The sequence below is a fragment of the Pseudomonas sp. NPDC077408 genome, from assembly GCF_050269105.1.
Classification (GTDB): Bacteria; Pseudomonadota; Gammaproteobacteria; order Pseudomonadales; family Pseudomonadaceae; genus Stutzerimonas.
The window spans coordinates 29156-43204 of record NZ_JBNNHS010000002.1 but is presented as its reverse complement, the minus strand read 5'-3'; the positions used below and the strand labels follow the sequence as shown (position 1 = coordinate 43204).

Annotated in this window: 12 protein-coding genes; 7 read left to right on the top strand and 5 right to left on the bottom strand. The window is 59.1% G+C overall.

Annotated features, from left to right (window positions below; translation table 11 throughout):
- Nucleotides 1-2: 2 nt before the first annotated feature.
- The 4 genes from ACQKEK_RS05260 to lpxC all read left to right on the top strand — a co-directional run bounded on the left by ACQKEK_RS05260 (nucleotide 3) and on the right by lpxC (nucleotide 4378).
- Complete coding sequence (locus tag ACQKEK_RS05260; protein ID WP_499141419.1) at nucleotides 3-860, top strand: cell division protein FtsQ/DivIB; 858 nt, start codon at nucleotides 3-5, stop codon at nucleotides 858-860.
- Between the two features lie 12 nt (nucleotides 861-872).
- Nucleotides 873-2120, top strand: coding sequence for a cell division protein FtsA (ftsA, locus tag ACQKEK_RS05255; RefSeq protein ID WP_499141418.1), 1248 nt, complete (start codon nucleotides 873-875; stop codon nucleotides 2118-2120).
- Between the two features lie 47 nt (nucleotides 2121-2167).
- On the top strand, nucleotides 2168-3355 hold the full coding sequence (gene ftsZ, locus ACQKEK_RS05250) for a cell division protein FtsZ (protein ID WP_128120008.1): 1188 nt from the start codon (nucleotides 2168-2170) through the stop codon (nucleotides 3353-3355).
- Nucleotides 3356-3466: 111 nt separating this feature from the next.
- Complete coding sequence (lpxC, locus tag ACQKEK_RS05245; RefSeq protein WP_128120007.1) at nucleotides 3467-4378, top strand: UDP-3-O-acyl-N-acetylglucosamine deacetylase; 912 nt, start codon at nucleotides 3467-3469, stop codon at nucleotides 4376-4378.
- A gap of 82 nt (nucleotides 4379-4460) precedes the next feature.
- On the opposite strand, the gene ACQKEK_RS05240 is transcribed toward lpxC, so the two are convergent.
- Together ACQKEK_RS05240 and ACQKEK_RS05235 are read right to left on the bottom strand one after the other, a co-directional pair.
- Nucleotides 4461-4994: a ferritin-like domain-containing protein gene (locus ACQKEK_RS05240; protein ID WP_499141416.1), complete on the bottom strand. Its 534-nt coding sequence runs from the start codon at nucleotides 4992-4994 to the stop codon at nucleotides 4461-4463.
- A gap of 249 nt (nucleotides 4995-5243) precedes the next feature.
- On the bottom strand, nucleotides 5244-5642 hold the full coding sequence (locus ACQKEK_RS05235) for a Rho termination factor N-terminal domain-containing protein (protein WP_128120005.1): 399 nt from the start codon (nucleotides 5640-5642) through the stop codon (nucleotides 5244-5246).
- A 371-nt stretch (nucleotides 5643-6013) separates the two neighbouring features.
- Between ACQKEK_RS05235 and rfbD the strand changes: the two genes are divergently transcribed.
- Nucleotides 6014-6940 carry a dTDP-4-dehydrorhamnose reductase gene (rfbD, locus tag ACQKEK_RS05230; protein WP_499141414.1) on the top strand — a complete coding sequence of 309 codons (927 nt, stop codon included), beginning with the start codon at nucleotides 6014-6016 and terminating at the stop codon, nucleotides 6938-6940.
- A 135-nt stretch (nucleotides 6941-7075) separates the two neighbouring features.
- On the top strand, nucleotides 7076-7975 hold the full coding sequence (locus tag ACQKEK_RS05225; RefSeq protein ID WP_499141412.1) for an AEC family transporter: 900 nt from the start codon (nucleotides 7076-7078) through the stop codon (nucleotides 7973-7975).
- 9 nt (nucleotides 7976-7984) lie between these two features.
- On the opposite strand, the gene ACQKEK_RS05220 is transcribed toward ACQKEK_RS05225, so the two are convergent.
- Both ACQKEK_RS05220 and ACQKEK_RS05215 read right to left on the bottom strand, forming a co-directional pair.
- On the bottom strand, nucleotides 7985-8731 hold the full coding sequence (locus ACQKEK_RS05220) for a VC0807 family protein (protein ID WP_128120002.1): 747 nt from the start codon (nucleotides 8729-8731) through the stop codon (nucleotides 7985-7987).
- 88 nt (nucleotides 8732-8819) lie between these two features.
- Nucleotides 8820-9770 (bottom strand): lysylphosphatidylglycerol synthase transmembrane domain-containing protein, encoded by a 951-nt coding sequence (locus tag ACQKEK_RS05215; RefSeq protein ID WP_499141410.1) that lies wholly within the window; start codon nucleotides 9768-9770, stop codon nucleotides 8820-8822.
- Nucleotides 9771-10092: 322 nt separating this feature from the next.
- Between ACQKEK_RS05215 and ACQKEK_RS05210 the strand changes: the two genes are divergently transcribed.
- Nucleotides 10093-11226, top strand: a complete 1134-nt coding sequence (locus ACQKEK_RS05210; protein WP_499141408.1) for a cytochrome P450 — start codon at nucleotides 10093-10095, stop codon at nucleotides 11224-11226.
- Between the two features lie 13 nt (nucleotides 11227-11239).
- Here ACQKEK_RS05210 and ACQKEK_RS05205 read toward each other — a convergent pair whose 3' ends face one another.
- A complete protein-coding gene (locus tag ACQKEK_RS05205; protein WP_499141406.1) occupies nucleotides 11240-14038 on the bottom strand; it encodes a hybrid sensor histidine kinase/response regulator in 2799 nt (932 codons plus the stop codon).
- Nucleotides 14039-14049 lie beyond the last annotated feature (11 nt).

Sequence of the window (14049 nt, the reverse complement as noted above, 5' to 3'; positions counted from 1 at the left end):
CGATGATCACCACGCTGCGTCACTCTCAACCCGTCACCGGCCGCACCTCGCGCAAGCCGGTACAGCGGGGTGCGAGCCGCCTGGTGCAGCGCGAGCCGCTTTCGGCGCGCTTGCCGCGGCCGAGCCTGGGTTCGCTCAAGCGTGCACTGTGGCCGGTATTGCTTGTGGGGCTGGCTGTGGGGCTTTACCAGTTGGGTGACTATCTCGCGCCCTATGCCGATCGGCCGATTGCCAAGGTAAGCGTTCGGGGCGAACTGACCTACGTCGATCAGCAAGCGGTGCAGGCGCGCATGGCGCCGTTTGTCGAAGCCAGTTTCTTTAAGGTTGATCTCGACGCTTTGCGTCGCGACCTTGAACAGATGCCGTGGATAGCCCATGTCGAAGCGCGCCGAATCTGGCCAGACGAGGTCATGGTGCGTCTTGACGAGCAGTTGCCCATTGCTCGCTGGGGCGACGAATCGCTGTTGAACAATAACGGTCAGGCCTTCGCCCCGGACAACTTGGCTCGGTATGAACACTTGCCGCAGTTGTATGGTCCGAAGCGGGCCCAGCAGCGGGTGATGCAGCAGTACCAGGTGCTCAGCCAGATGCTGCGGCCACTCGGTTTCTCCATTGCTCGTCTGGAGCTGCGAGCACGAGGCAGCTGGTTTGTGACGACCGGGCAGGGCGTCGAGCTGCTACTGGGAAGGGATCAGATAATCGAAAAAATGCGGCGCTTCACTGCCATCTACCAGCAAGAGCTGGCGCAGGAGAGCGACAAAATTGCGCGGATCGACCTTCGCTACGCCAATGGCCTCGCCGTTGCGTGGCGGGAGCCGAGCCCGACCACGACGGACGAATCCGTCGTAGCGAAGAATTGAGGAATGAAACACATGTCTAGCGTGCAAAGCGGCAAGATGATCGTCGGTCTCGACATCGGCACTTCCAAGGTGGTGGCGCTGGTCGGCGAAGTGACGCCGGATGGCGAACTCGAGATCGTCGGGATCGGGACCCATCCGTCGCGTGGATTGAAAAAAGGCGTGGTGGTCAATATCGAGTCCACCGTTCAGTCGATCCAGCGCGCAGTTGAAGAAGCTCAGCTGATGGCGGGCTGCCGCATCCATTCTGCGTTCGTCGGCCTGGCTGGCAACCATATCCGCAGCCTCAACTCGCATGGCATCGTTGCCATCCGTGATCGTGAAGTCAGCGCCGCAGACCTCGAACGTGTGCTCGACGCTGCACAGGCTGTGGCGATCCCGGCCGATCAAAGGGTTCTGCACACGCTGCCACAGGATTACGTGATCGATAACCAGGAAGGCGTGCGCGAACCACTGGGCATGTCCGGGGTTCGCCTGGAAGCCAAGGTTCATGTGGTCACCTGTGCGGTCAATGCAGCGCAGAACATCGAAAAGTGCGTACGCCGTTGTGGTCTAGAGGTTGACGACATCATCTTGGAACAGCTCGCCTCGGCCCATGCCGTGCTGACCGATGACGAGAAAGAGCTGGGCGTCTGCCTGGTGGATATCGGTGGCGGGACCACCGACATTTGCATATTCACCGAAGGCGCTATCCGGCACACCGCTGTCATTCCGATCGCAGGTGACCAAGTCACCAACGACATCGCCATGGCGCTGCGCACTCCGACTCAGTATGCGGAGGAGATCAAGATCCGCTACGCCTGCGCACTGGCGAAGTTGGCTGGGCCCGGCGAGACCATCAAGGTACCGAGCGTCGGCGAGCGGCCGCCGCGGGAACTCTCACGTCAGGCTCTGGCCGAAGTCGTGGAGCCGCGCTATGACGAACTCTTCACTTTGATTCAGGCCGAGCTGCGTCGAAGCGGCTACGAGGATCTGGTTCCGGCAGGGATCGTTCTCACAGGCGGTACAGCCAAGATGGAAGGTGCCGTCGAACTCGCAGAAGAAATCTTCCACATGCCGGTGCGCCTAGGCGTACCCCATAGCGTCAAAGGACTCGCGGACGTGGTCCGCAATCCCATCTATTCAACGGGTGTGGGCCTGTTGCTTTACGGAATGCGCAAGCAGACCGACGGCGCATCCATGTCCGGTCTCGGCAATTCCGCCGAAGAACCCAAAACATCTGTCGTGGACCGGCTCAAGAGCTGGATCCAGGGCAATTTCTGAGCAGTGCGGCTGTACCTAAAACTAGAAAGCTGGAAGGAGAGAGGGAAATGTTCGAACTCGTAGATCATACCCCGCAAAGTGCAGTGATTAAGGTCATTGGCGTAGGCGGAGGCGGCGGCAACGCCGTCAATCACATGGTGCGCAACAACGTTGAAGGTGTGGAATTCATCTGCGCCAACACCGATGCTCAGGCGCTGAAGAAAATCGAAGCCCGGACCGTACTGCAGTTGGGTTCGGCCATTACCAAGGGGCTGGGCGCCGGTACCAATCCTGATATCGGTCGTCAGGCCGCGATGGATGACCGCGAGCGCATTGCCGAGGTGCTGCAGGGCGCCGACATGGTATTCATCACCACCGGCATGGGCGGCGGTACCGGCACCGGCGCCGCGCCGGTCATCGCTTCGGTGGCCAAGGAAATGGGCATTCTCACCGTTGCAGTCGTGACCCGTCCGTTCCCGTTCGAAGGGCGTCGACGCATGCAGGTCGCCGACGAAGGCATTCGTCAGCTGTCCGAATGCGTCGACTCGCTGATCACCATCCCCAACGAAAAGCTGCTGACCATCCTCGGCAAGGATGCGAGCCTGCTGTCCGCCTTCGCCAAGGCTGACGATGTACTGACCGGTGCCGTGCGCGGCATTTCCGACATCATGCAGCGCCCCGGCCTGATGAACGTGGACTTCGCTGACGTTAAAACAGTCATGGGCGAGATGGGTATGGCCATGATGGGGACTGGTTGTGCCACCGGCCCGAACCGCGCTCGCGAGGCCACCGAGGCCGCGATCCGCAACCCACTGCTAGAAGACGTCAACCTGCAGGGCGCGCGGGGCATTCTGGTTAACATTACCGCTGGTCTGGATCTTTCGCTGGGCGAGTACGCTGCGGTGGGTGAGATCATCGAGGCGTTCGCCTCCGACGAAGCGACCGTCAAGGTCGGTGCCGTGATCGACCCCGATATGCTTGACGAACTGCACGTGACGGTTGTGGCCACTGGTCTCGGACCGCGCAATGAGAAGCCGGTCAAGGTTGTAGATAATACCCTGCAGACTGCAGCCGTCGCGCCCCAGGCCGCTCCAGTCGCGCGTCAGGATCAGGCCGCGGTGAATTATCGTGACCTGGACCGACCAACCGTGATGCGTAATCAGGCCCACGCAGCGGCTACCGCGGCGAAGATGAATCCTCAGGAGGACTTGGATTACCTGGACATCCCGGCGTTCTTGCGTCGTCAGGCTGATTGATTGGATGTATCAGGACTATCGGGGTGATTGGTATTCAGCAAAGTTGGGTTCTGCTATGATCGCCACCTTTGTTGGAAACCATTCGCAACAGCGCACTAGCGAAAACGAGCCATGATCAGACAACGCACCTTGAAGAACATCATTCGCGCCACTGGCGTCGGCCTGCACTCGGGGGAGAAGGTTTACCTGACCCTGAAGCCGGCTCCCGTGGATACCGGAATCGTGTTCTGCCGCACCGATCTCAACCCGCCTGTGCAGATTGCCGCACGGGCCGAGAACGTAGGCGAGACGACCATGTCGACTACGCTGGTCAGCGGTGACGTCAAAGTCGATACGGTGGAGCATTTGCTTTCAGCGATGGCTGGGCTGGGCATCGACAATGCCTATGTTGAGCTTTCCGCTTCGGAAGTGCCGATCATGGACGGTAGCGCTGGGCCCTTCGTATTCCTGATTCAATCGGCCGGACTGCAGGAGCAGGACGCGCCCAAGAAGTTCATCCGCATCATCCGCGAGGTTTCGGTGGAAGATGGCGACAAGCACGCCACATTCCTGCCATTCGAAGGCTTCAAGGTGAGTTTCGAGATCGATTTCGACCATCCGGTTTTCCGAGGCCGAACTCAGACCGCCAGCGTGGATTTCTCCAGTACTTCCTTTGTCAAGGAGGTCAGTCGCGCGCGCACGTTCGGTTTCATGCGCGACATTGAGTTCCTTCGCTCGCACAATCTCGCCCTAGGCGGAAGCGTCGAAAACGCCATCGTGGTCGATGAAGACCATGTGCTTAATGAAGACGGCCTGCGGTATGAGGACGAATTCGTGAAACACAAGATTCTCGATGCAATTGGTGATCTTTACTTACTGGGCACCAGCCTGATCGGCGAATTCCGCGGCTTTAAATCCGGACATGCCTTGAACAACCGTTTGCTGCGCACTCTGATGGAACAAAAGGATGCGTGGGAAATGGTGACGTTCGAAGAGTCCCAGACCGCACCGATCTCCTACATGCGTCCGGCAGCAGCCGGCTGAGCTGTACTCTCTTTCCTTTTTTTGAGGCCACCTTTTGGGTGGCCTTTTTTTGGGGGGGCAGCGAAAGGTGCGTACGGTTCGGTCAGTTCAAACCATCTAGCAGACCGGCCATGTCATCGGCGTGCTCTTCTTCCTGAGCAAGGATGTCCTCGAAGATGCGCCGCGTAGTTGGGTCTTTATCTCCGATGTATTGGACGATCTCGCGGTAGCTGTCGATCGCGATGCGCTCCGCCACTAGGTTCTCGAACACCATGTCACGCAGGCCGTTTCCCTCAGCATATTGCGCATGGGCGCGCTCGGTGAGACCGTCCGGGTTGAAGTCCGGGGCACCACCGAGCTGAACGATGCGTTCGGCCAGACGGTCGGCGTGCTCTTGTTCTTCATTGGCGTGCTCGAGAAACTCGTCAGCGGCGGCGCTCGATTTCAAGCCTGTGGCCATATAGTAATGGCGCTTATAGCGCAGGTAGCAGACCAGTTCGGTCGCCAGCGCCTCGTTGAGCAGGTTGATCACCGTATCGCGATCGGCCGAGTAGCTTTCGGTCACCGCGCCGTTTTCGACATGCTGGCGTGCGCGTTCGCGCAAAGTCTGTTTATCGCTCAATTGCACGTAACTCATCACGGTCTCCTGGGTCTGTGGCGCGCGATATGCGCAGCCGGGTAGCCGTCGCGCCTGTCGGCGTCTCGCTGGGCCCTAAGCTGTGATAGGCAGGGATGCGGAAAGTTTAGCCGCGTCCGTCACTGGGGCGTTCCGGCTTGACCGGCTCTTCAACAGGAATTGGCTCGCCGGGTTCTTTGCGTTCAGGCTCGGGAATCGGGCTTGGTGTTCCGTCGTCCCGAGGGTCGGGTTTCTGCATTCTATCTGCCATCAACTGAGCGCCTTTATCAGCTCGTCCTTGCGCATCTTCGAACGACCGTGCACATCACGCTCCTGCGCTTTATGCATCAGTTCGTCGCGGGTGAGATCAGTAAGGGATGTGCTACCTGAGCGGTCGCTACGTGCCGAGCCCTTGTTGGGTGAATCGCCGGAGCGAGCCTCTGCAGCTCGATGTGCAGAATCCTTGCGGTCGGCTCGCTTGGCTGTCTCGCTTTTCTCTTGCCCCGAACCGCCCTTGCGTTCGCCCCCACCGGATTGTTTGTTGACAGTGGCCCAAGCTCGCGCTTCTGCTTCTTTAGCTGGTACGCCGCGCTCTTCATAGCTGTCTTCGATATGTTCGGCTTTACGTTGTTGTTTATCGGTGTATTTCGATTTTTCGCCTCTAGGCATAACGGCGTCCTCCTGTTGGGATGGCGATGTGGACCTACTGGCAGTGGCGTCTGGCGATTTGCCGCAGTATCTATCCTGTTTGGTCCGCGGTGCCGGCCTCAAGTTTCACTCGTGTTAGCATTGCCGGCTGGCACAACCGGCCCGCCGACGGCACGGATGACATGCTTCTCACGCCCCGAGGCGCCGCATTAGGTCAGCGCGAGCACAATAATTCTTGCTACGCCTCGATCGAGCGGAACAAAACGCATTTATGCTGGCCTGAACCAAGCGCGGGCCGCGCTATCTCGGTAGCTGCAGACTGATGCGTGTATCGAGTTTGTTACGAATCCATGCCTGCCGTTCACGCAGGCCTTGAACGAGGCGCTAACCAGATGCGAATTCTAGTATGCGGAGCCGGTGGCCAGGTCGGTCACGAATTGATAAACCGTGCCAGCGGGTACGGTCTCGAAGCGCTCGGCATGACTCGCGACAATCTTGACATCACGGATGCGGGGCAGGTGGCTGATCTGGTTAGCCGGCTCAAGCCGGGGCTTATCATCAATGCGGCGGCTTACACGCATGTCGACAATGCCGAGACGCACAGTGAGAGGGCCTATAGCGTAAACCGCGACGGTGCAGAACGGCTGGCGCAAGCGGCTCGTCAAGCCTCCATTCCTCTGCTGCACATATCCACGGATTATGTGTTTTCCGGAAACGCTCGAGCGCCTTATGGAGAGGAAGATGAAGTCGCGCCAACAGGTGTTTATGGTGCTAGCAAGCTAGCGGGCGAAGCGGCCATTCAAGCCGTGCTGGACGAGCATCTTATTTTGCGAACCAGCTGGGTCTATGGGGTGCATGGCCACAATTTCGTGAAAACCATGCTACGCCTTGGCTGCCAGCGCGACGCCCTATCGGTAGTTGCCGATCAGTATGGCTGCCCCACTCAGGCGGGTAGCATTGCCGACGCGTTGCTGGAACTGGCGCAGCGTTATGCCCAGAACGGCGTTTTGGCGTGGGGTCTCTACCATTACAGTGGGCGTTCCCCGTGTACCTGGTTCGATTTCGCCCTGGAAGTTTTCCGTCAGGCGGAAGCCAAGGGCATGCTTGCTGCCCGTCCCAAGGTATCGCCTATTAGCACCGCTCAATACCCCACTCCTGCGCGCCGGCCGGCTTGGTCGGTACTCGATTGCTCGAAGTTCGAGACGACCTTTGGCATCGAGACCCACGACTGGCATGACGACCTGTCCATTGTGCTCGATGCGCTGGCCGAGGCGGCAGCTGTTGCAGCCGCAGGTGCCGCGCAGCACACCCAAGCCTGAGCACCCAAGCGCGGCGATGTCTACGCTAGGGTGCATCGGCCTAGGCCTGATGTGGTGATCTGACGCGAGACTCGGGTATTCTGCGCGGTCTTTTGCGGGGCGACATGAAGTCGCAACGATTGCTGGAGAAGCCGCGTGGTGGTGTTTCAGGCAATATTGCCAATCTTTGGCTTGATCATGCTCGGCTACCTGTTGGGGTGGCGTGGCTGGCTGGCGGGGGAGGCGGCAGCTGGGCTCGCCAATATAACCTTCAAATTGTTCATGCCGGCAGTCTTGTTCACCGGCATTGCCCGTGCGCAGCTTAGCGACGGGATGTCAGTGACACTGTTATTGGCCTATTTCGGGCCGGTACTTACCGTTTTCATGCTGGTATCGCTGATTGCCCACCGTCTGCTCGGGCGAGCGTCGCCCCTCGGCTTGACCGCGGCCTACTCGAATAACGTATTGGTTGGGATCCCCCTGGTGACCACGTTGCTCGGGCCGGCGAGCCTCGTGTACGTTTTTGCCATTCTGGTGTTTCACAGCCTGGTCCTGTTCTCGCTACAGAGCTTTTACAACGCGTTCGGCTCGGGGCAAAAGGTCAATGCCGCGGCGTTGCTGAAGAATTTGGCCAACCCACTCATTGTTGGCCTGTTGCTCGGTGCGTTGTTGAATATATCCAGCTTGGACCTGCCGCTGCCGATCTGGCGTGTCGCTGATTGGCTCGCCCAGGCTGCATTGCCTTGTGCGCTGATGGTGCTGGGCATCAGCCTGTCACGTTATCGGTTGCGGCCTAGCGCCACGGCTCTCGGACTGGCGCTGGTGAAGCTAGCTCTGTTTCCGCTGCTGGTCTGGTATGTCGGCCGATGGTTGCCGGGCCTTAGTCATGACGCCTTGAGCGTGTTGGTATTGCTGGCTGCGTGCCCGAGCGGTGTCAACGTGCTGGCCTTCGTGGTCAATCAGGAAGACACCCGCGCAGTTAGCTCGACGGTGTTTCTCTCGACCCTCTTGGCGGTGATCAGTCTGCCGCTGTGGATGCTGCTACTGTCGACCTGACCGCCTTGGTCAGGTTTGCTTATCGGTACGCGCATGGTTGGCGACGATGTCTTCCAGGCGCAGCCCGGTCAGGCCGTGGATGGTCTTCCAGAGGTAGTAGAAGATCGCCATCATCATCACCATGCTCGGGATTGCAATCATCGGATAGCTGAGCAAGGTCATACGGCCGAGTTCTGCGTTGAATGCCTCGCTACCGGCGGGGCTATTGACGATCCATTTGGCTAGTACGTAGTTCATGAACGACGAAAAGAAGAAGGTGGCACTGAGAAAATAGGTCGCGCGCAGCAGTCGCGTCTCGAAGTGAGCGGTTTGTCCGTTGCGCTCAAGTTGCTCATGGACCTTATCTACGTTCAGCACCTTGGGGTTGTAGAGCAAGGTGCGAATCAACGGAAAGCGTGTGCGGGTGGAGGCCAGTACGGCGACACCAATGATGCCGGGGATTGCCGCTTCCTTTATCGCCAGCCATTTCGGATCGAGCTGCAGCAAGCCGATGCCGCCGGTAAGCAGCACGCTGACCAGGCCCAGTAGGGCTATCCAATTGAATTTGCGGTATTTCACCAGCTCGAACAACCCCCAGCCGAGCGGGAAGGCCAGCGCCAGCAACAGTGCGCCATCCGCGCCGAGGCGGTCTTCGCCGCTGAGTTTCATCAGGATCAGCGATGGGATGACGATGCTGATTGCCAGGTCCATTAAAGGGCGCGGCTTATGCGCGGCCGGTTGCTCGGAGCTGGGTCGGTTGGTGCGGGTATTGGTCATTTGATTCGCTTTCGGCTCGTAAGAGGGCGAATGATCGCGCGGCAAGGCGCGCATAGCCATAGGGCAATGGTGTTGTTTCGTGACGCGCTCAGCGCCTCGCAGGGCCGGTGCGTCGCCGCAGCGACCACTGTCCCGCTTCAAACAGCGCGACTACCAGAATTGCCAGGGCAAGCGGCAGAAGCAGGTAAAAACCCCTGAATACGATTAGCGCGGCTAGCACATCGGCCGTAGGCAGCTCTGGCATGGCGGCCAGGAAGGTCACTTCGAGCACCCCGAGTCCACCGGGTGCGTGTGACAACAACGCCAGCGAAAATGAGGCAAGGAATACGCCGAGCACCACCAGATAGCCGGGATTGCCTGCCTCGGGCAGGGCAAAATAGATGATTGCCGCGGCACACGCGAGCTCCAGCGGCGCGGCAATCAGCTGTCTCCCAACAATAGGCAGGCGCGGGTAGGTGATTCGCCATTTGCCCAGCTGCATTGGCGGGAAATGTCGCCAGGCGCCGATCACGTAAAGCCCGATAAGGCATAGCAGCGAAGCGCCTATTGCAATCGATAGCCATCGCTCGGCATCGACGAGCCTGTTGAGCAATTCAGGTCTGCAGATCAACACGACGCCGCTGGCCAACAGCGTACCAAGGATAAAGGTCAACGAGCAGAACACGATCAGTACGCCGATTTCGTGAGGCGTCAGTCCTTTGCTGCGGTACGCACGGTAACGCACGACTGCACCTGAAAACACGGACGCGCCAACATTATGAGCGAGGGCGTAGGTGGTGAACGAGCAGAGCGTGATGAACCACCATGAGATGTGCTTACCCAGGTGGGCTATGGCGATTCGGTCGTACCAGGCCAGTGCAAAGTAGGCCCCCAGCGTTGCCAGTCCGGCCAGCGTCCAATTACGGGCGCTGATCGCGGCGAGGCTGTCGGTCAGTTCGGCCAGTGAAAGATTGCGAATTTCCTGATAGAGCAGATAACCGGACAGCACTACCGCCGTGATGCCCACAAGGGTCCAGGCGACATCGCTCCTCTTCATCATTGCGTGGGCTCCTTGGCGACGGCTCATGCCTCGAAGCGAAGGTTCGGACAATGGGTAATGCTACGTCGCTGAATAATTCGGCCGGTCTTTTATCGGCAGCGGACCGGGCGTTTTGTTCACTGTTGGACGAAAGGTACCTAACAGGGGCACCCCTGTACGGCGGTGGAGTCCATCGTGGAGCAACTACAAAGGAGTGCTCATGCCAGATATTCCCCGCGTTTCCCAGGCAGAAAGCTCGCTTTCGTTACTTGGCGAAGGCTATTCATTTATCCCCAGTCGCTGCCACAGGCTTGGAACAGATATTTTCCAGGTTCGGCTGCTTATGCAGAACACTATCTGCATGAGTGGCAAAGAAGCGGCGACGCTGTTCTATGACGAGCGGCTTTTCCAGCGTCAGCACGCAGCGCCGCGCATGTTGCAGAAGACGCTGTTCGGTGAGGGTGGTGTGCAGGGCTTGGATGAGAAAGCCCACCGGCATCGAAAGGCATTGTTCATGTCGCTGCTATCCGACGAGGCCGTGGTAGAGCTGGTCCGTTTGAGCGAGGCCTATTGGCAAGCGGCCATCGAGACGTGGCAACACCGTGATCGCCTGGTTCTGATGACTGAGGTACAGACGATCCTTACCCGTACCGTATGCGAGTGGGCTGGCGTGCCGCTCGCTGAAGACGAAGTGACTCAACGTCGTGACCAGTTGGCCGCCATGATTGACGGCGCGGGCGGCATTGGGGCCCGTCATTGGCATGCCCGACGATCCCGCAAAGAAGCCGAGACCTGGATGGTCGAGCTGATCAGGCAATGGCGAGCTGGCGCGATGAAGGTCGATAAGGACCGGCCCTTGGCGGTTATCGCTCGGCATCGTGATACGGATGGTGCGTTGCTGAACGAGCGAGTGGCTGCGGTCGAAATGCTTAATCTGTTGCGCCCCACCGTCGCGGTAGCACGTTTTGTAATCCTTGCCGCTGTGGAACTGCTGGCGCACCCCCAGTGGCGGCAGCGCCTGCAGCAAGAGGATTCGGCGTTAGAGCCTTTCGCTCAGGAAGTTCGCCGGTTGCATGCCTTCTTCCCGTTTACAGCCGCTCGGGTGCGAAAGGATTTTGAATGGAGGGGCTATTTCTTTCCGAAGGGCACGCGGGTGCTGCTGGATCTCTACGGTACCAATCGCGATGCCAGACTCTGGGAGGAGCCCGAAGCGTTTCGGCCCGAACGTTTTTCGACCTGGGATGGAGGTGCCTTTAACTTCATTACTCAAGGCGGCGGCGACGCTGCGACGGGCCATCGTTGTCCGGGGGAACCACTGGCGATTGCTTTGCTGGTGAACGCCCTGCGGATGCTGACCCGACGCATGAGCTATGCGGTGCCGGCCCAAGACCTGGAGATCAAAGCGTCTCGGATGCCTGCCCAACCTGAAAGCCTGCTGATCATCAGTGATGTCAGGTATGTACCGCCAACCCGCTAGGCATGACCAAAGCCTAGCGATCCGCTGTGGCTGCTCGGGACCGGGCCCAGTGCTCGATCAGCTCGCGTAGCTGGGACATTTCGACAGGTTTGGCCATGTGCCCATCCATCCCGGCTTCGCGGGCGCGCTCTCGGTGCTCGCTGAGAATATGCGCAGTCAGCGCCACCACCGGCGTCCGCGGCCTGGCCTCGGAGGTTTCCCAGGCCCGTAGTTGTGCGGTTGCCTCGAAGCCGTCCATCACCGGCATCTCACAGTCCATGAGCACCAGGTCGTAGGGGTGCGTTTTGATCAGTGCAAGCGCCTCTGCTCCATTGCTGGCGGTATCCGGTTTGAGGTTGAGCTTGCTCAGCATGCCTCGGATGACTTTGGTGGATATGCTGTTGTCTTCTGCGACCAAGATGCGGAAATCGTCAGGCACCGTAAGCGGTGCGTTGGCTTGGGTCGCCGAGGACTGCGTAATCGCGTTGGTGCGGCGCGCCAGCTCGTCCGCTAAGGTGGTTTTCAGCGTGTAGCCGGCGACGGGTTTGGCCAGGATGCGTTTGATGCCAGCGTTGCGTGCGATGATCTTACTCGGCGCGCTGCTCATGCCGGTCAGCATAATCAACAGGATGTCGTGGTTAAGGCTGAAGTCTTCCTTGATTCTGCTCGCCAGCTGCATGCCCGTCATACCGGGCATGTCCTGATCAAGCAAAACCACGTCGAAATACTCGCGTAGGTGCGCCTTGGTGCGCAGTAACGCCAAGGCCTCTTTGCCTGAGGCAACCGCACTGACCTCCATGCCCCAGCTGCTGCACTGCTGGCCGAGCACCTTTCGGCAAGTATCGTTGTCGTCCACCACCAGCAGCCGGGCGCCTTTAAGCTGATTATCCAGATCGCTAGCGGGCTCGGCGATCTCGGCCGCTAGTGGCAAGCTCATCCACAGCGTGTTGCCGGCAACGCCGCCGGTCTGAATGCCGAACTCGCCATCCATCAGGTGTATCAGCTGCCGGGCGATGATCAAGCCGAGGCGGCCGCCATGGCGCGTCGCGGCGAGAAAGTCGCGGCTATCCAACGCAGCGTTGAGCAGGGCATCCCGCTCCTGTGTTTCCAGCGGTCGTCCACTGTCCTGTACGGTGATGCGCAGGCGGGGCTGGCCCTCGCGGTCATCCACCGCTGCGGTCAGTAGCACCTCGCCTTCTTCGGTTTGCTTGAAGGCGTTCTCGAGCAGATTCAACAATGCCTGGCGCAAGCGAGTCGGGTCGCCAGCAACCACATGCGGCATCTGAGGCTGGACAAAGCTGATCAGCTCGACTCGCTGCTGTTCGGCCTTGGCGCGGAAAATGCTGAGGCAATCTTCGATAAGAGCGTTGAGATCAAACTGCACGTCGTCCAGCTCGATCTGTCCAGACTCCAGCTTGGAAATGTCCAGAATCTCGTTGATCAAATTGAGCAACTCGTTACCGGAGCTGTGAATGGTTTGAACGTAGTCACGTTGTTTGGCTGATAGCGAGGTGCTGAGTAGCAGTTCACTCATGCCAAGCACACCGTTCATTGGAGTACGAATCTCGTGGCTGATCTTTGCCAAGAAGTCCGCTTTGGTCCGCAATTCGGCGCTATTAACGGCTTCGGCAGTATGTTGATTGCGGCTGTCCGACTGAATTTGTCGCTGCCGCTCAAGCAGTGCGAAGCTGAGGATCAACCCAGAGCAGGTGGCCACGCTGAACATGATCCCGGTCAGCCAATCCGGGTCGAATTGATTAAAGCCCAGTAGAACGGGCAGGACGAGGACGAAGCCGCCATCGAACAACAGCATGCCAGCAACCAGCAATCGAGCGGGTTCGTAGCGCTGCCGCCAATGATGAATTGCCACGACGGTAACGGTGACGGCGGTACCTAGCACCAGCGCATATATCAACCAGCTGAACCAGAGGTGGCCGGTGAACAGTATGGTTGCTCCGAGCGCGCTGACGAGGCCTGTTTCCAGCGCAAGCACCCCGGTTATCCAGGGTACCTTGCGGTTATGGAAGAAGCCGTATGTGAAGGCTAGCAAGGAAATACAGGTCAGCAGTGCGGCCATATCGGCGATCAGCGGCTGGCTATAGATCAGCTTGGGCGACCAGACTGCAAGCAGACCCAGATTCGCGATCGCAGAGGTCAGGAGGGCGCCGTGTAGCAAGGCAAGCCAAACATGGCTGTAACTCAAGGTGTAGGCAAAGCGCAGCAGGTTGTAGATAGTCAGCAGGGCCAGGGCACCAAACAATGCACCAAATAGGTAAGCCGGGCGCGCCAGCCCGACAAGCCCTATCTCATCCACCGTCCTGAACCAGGCCATGATCGGGTGGGACGATTGCAGGCGGATGTAGGCCTCGCGAGGCGTGTTGTCATTGGGAAGCGAAAACAGATATGCACGGGTGGGCAGGGGGCGCGACTCGAGAGGCCTGAGCTCGCCTGTTTGAATATGGCGTTCCAGTTGGCCATCGCGCAACAAGTAAAAATCGAGGTATTGCACGCGTGGCGCGAAGATCCACAACCAGTTCGGGTCGACGAACGCCGGAAGGGTCACCTGCAACCAGACGGCGTTTTCGCTCGCGGGTGCGGCATAGGCATGTTTGTCGATTCGCTGGAACAGGCTGCGCTGAGCCAGAACCTCGTCAAGGGTGAGGAGCCCGGATTGGTCAATGAGCAAACGCCAGTTGGGCTCTGTCGCCGGCACGGCATCTGGAGATACGGGGAGGGGAGCCGGCTCGCTAACGGCGGCGAATGCAGGCCATGAGACCAGCGCAGCCAACAACAGACTGAAGGTAAAAGCAATGGCGACCCAGAGTCGACGCACGATTGAAGTCC

What these genes read in the sequence shown, in the direction of transcription:
- ftsA (WP_499141418.1), top strand. Translation starts at nt 873, where the DNA reads ATGTCTAGCGTGCAAAGCGGCAAGATGATCGTCGGTCTCGACATCGGC.
- ACQKEK_RS05235 (WP_128120005.1), bottom strand. Translation starts at nt 5,642, where the DNA reads ATGCCTAGAGGCGAAAAATCGAAATACACCGATAAACAACAACGTAAA.
- lpxC (WP_128120007.1), top strand. Translation starts at nt 3,467, where the DNA reads ATGATCAGACAACGCACCTTGAAGAACATCATTCGCGCCACTGGCGTC.
- ACQKEK_RS05215 (WP_499141410.1), bottom strand. Translation starts at nt 9,770, where the DNA reads ATGATGAAGAGGAGCGATGTCGCCTGGACCCTTGTGGGCATCACGGCG.
- ACQKEK_RS05210 (WP_499141408.1), top strand. Translation starts at nt 10,093, where the DNA reads ATGCAGAACACTATCTGCATGAGTGGCAAAGAAGCGGCGACGCTGTTC.
- rfbD (WP_499141414.1), top strand. Translation starts at nt 6,014, where the DNA reads ATGCGAATTCTAGTATGCGGAGCCGGTGGCCAGGTCGGTCACGAATTG.
- ACQKEK_RS05240 (WP_499141416.1), bottom strand. Translation starts at nt 4,994, where the DNA reads ATGAGTTACGTGCAATTGAGCGATAAACAGACTTTGCGCGAACGCGCA.
- ACQKEK_RS05220 (WP_128120002.1), bottom strand. Translation starts at nt 8,731, where the DNA reads ATGACCAATACCCGCACCAACCGACCCAGCTCCGAGCAACCGGCCGCG.
- ftsZ (WP_128120008.1), top strand. Translation starts at nt 2,168, where the DNA reads ATGTTCGAACTCGTAGATCATACCCCGCAAAGTGCAGTGATTAAGGTC.
- ACQKEK_RS05260 (WP_499141419.1), top strand. Translation starts at nt 3, where the DNA reads ATGATCACCACGCTGCGTCACTCTCAACCCGTCACCGGCCGCACCTCG.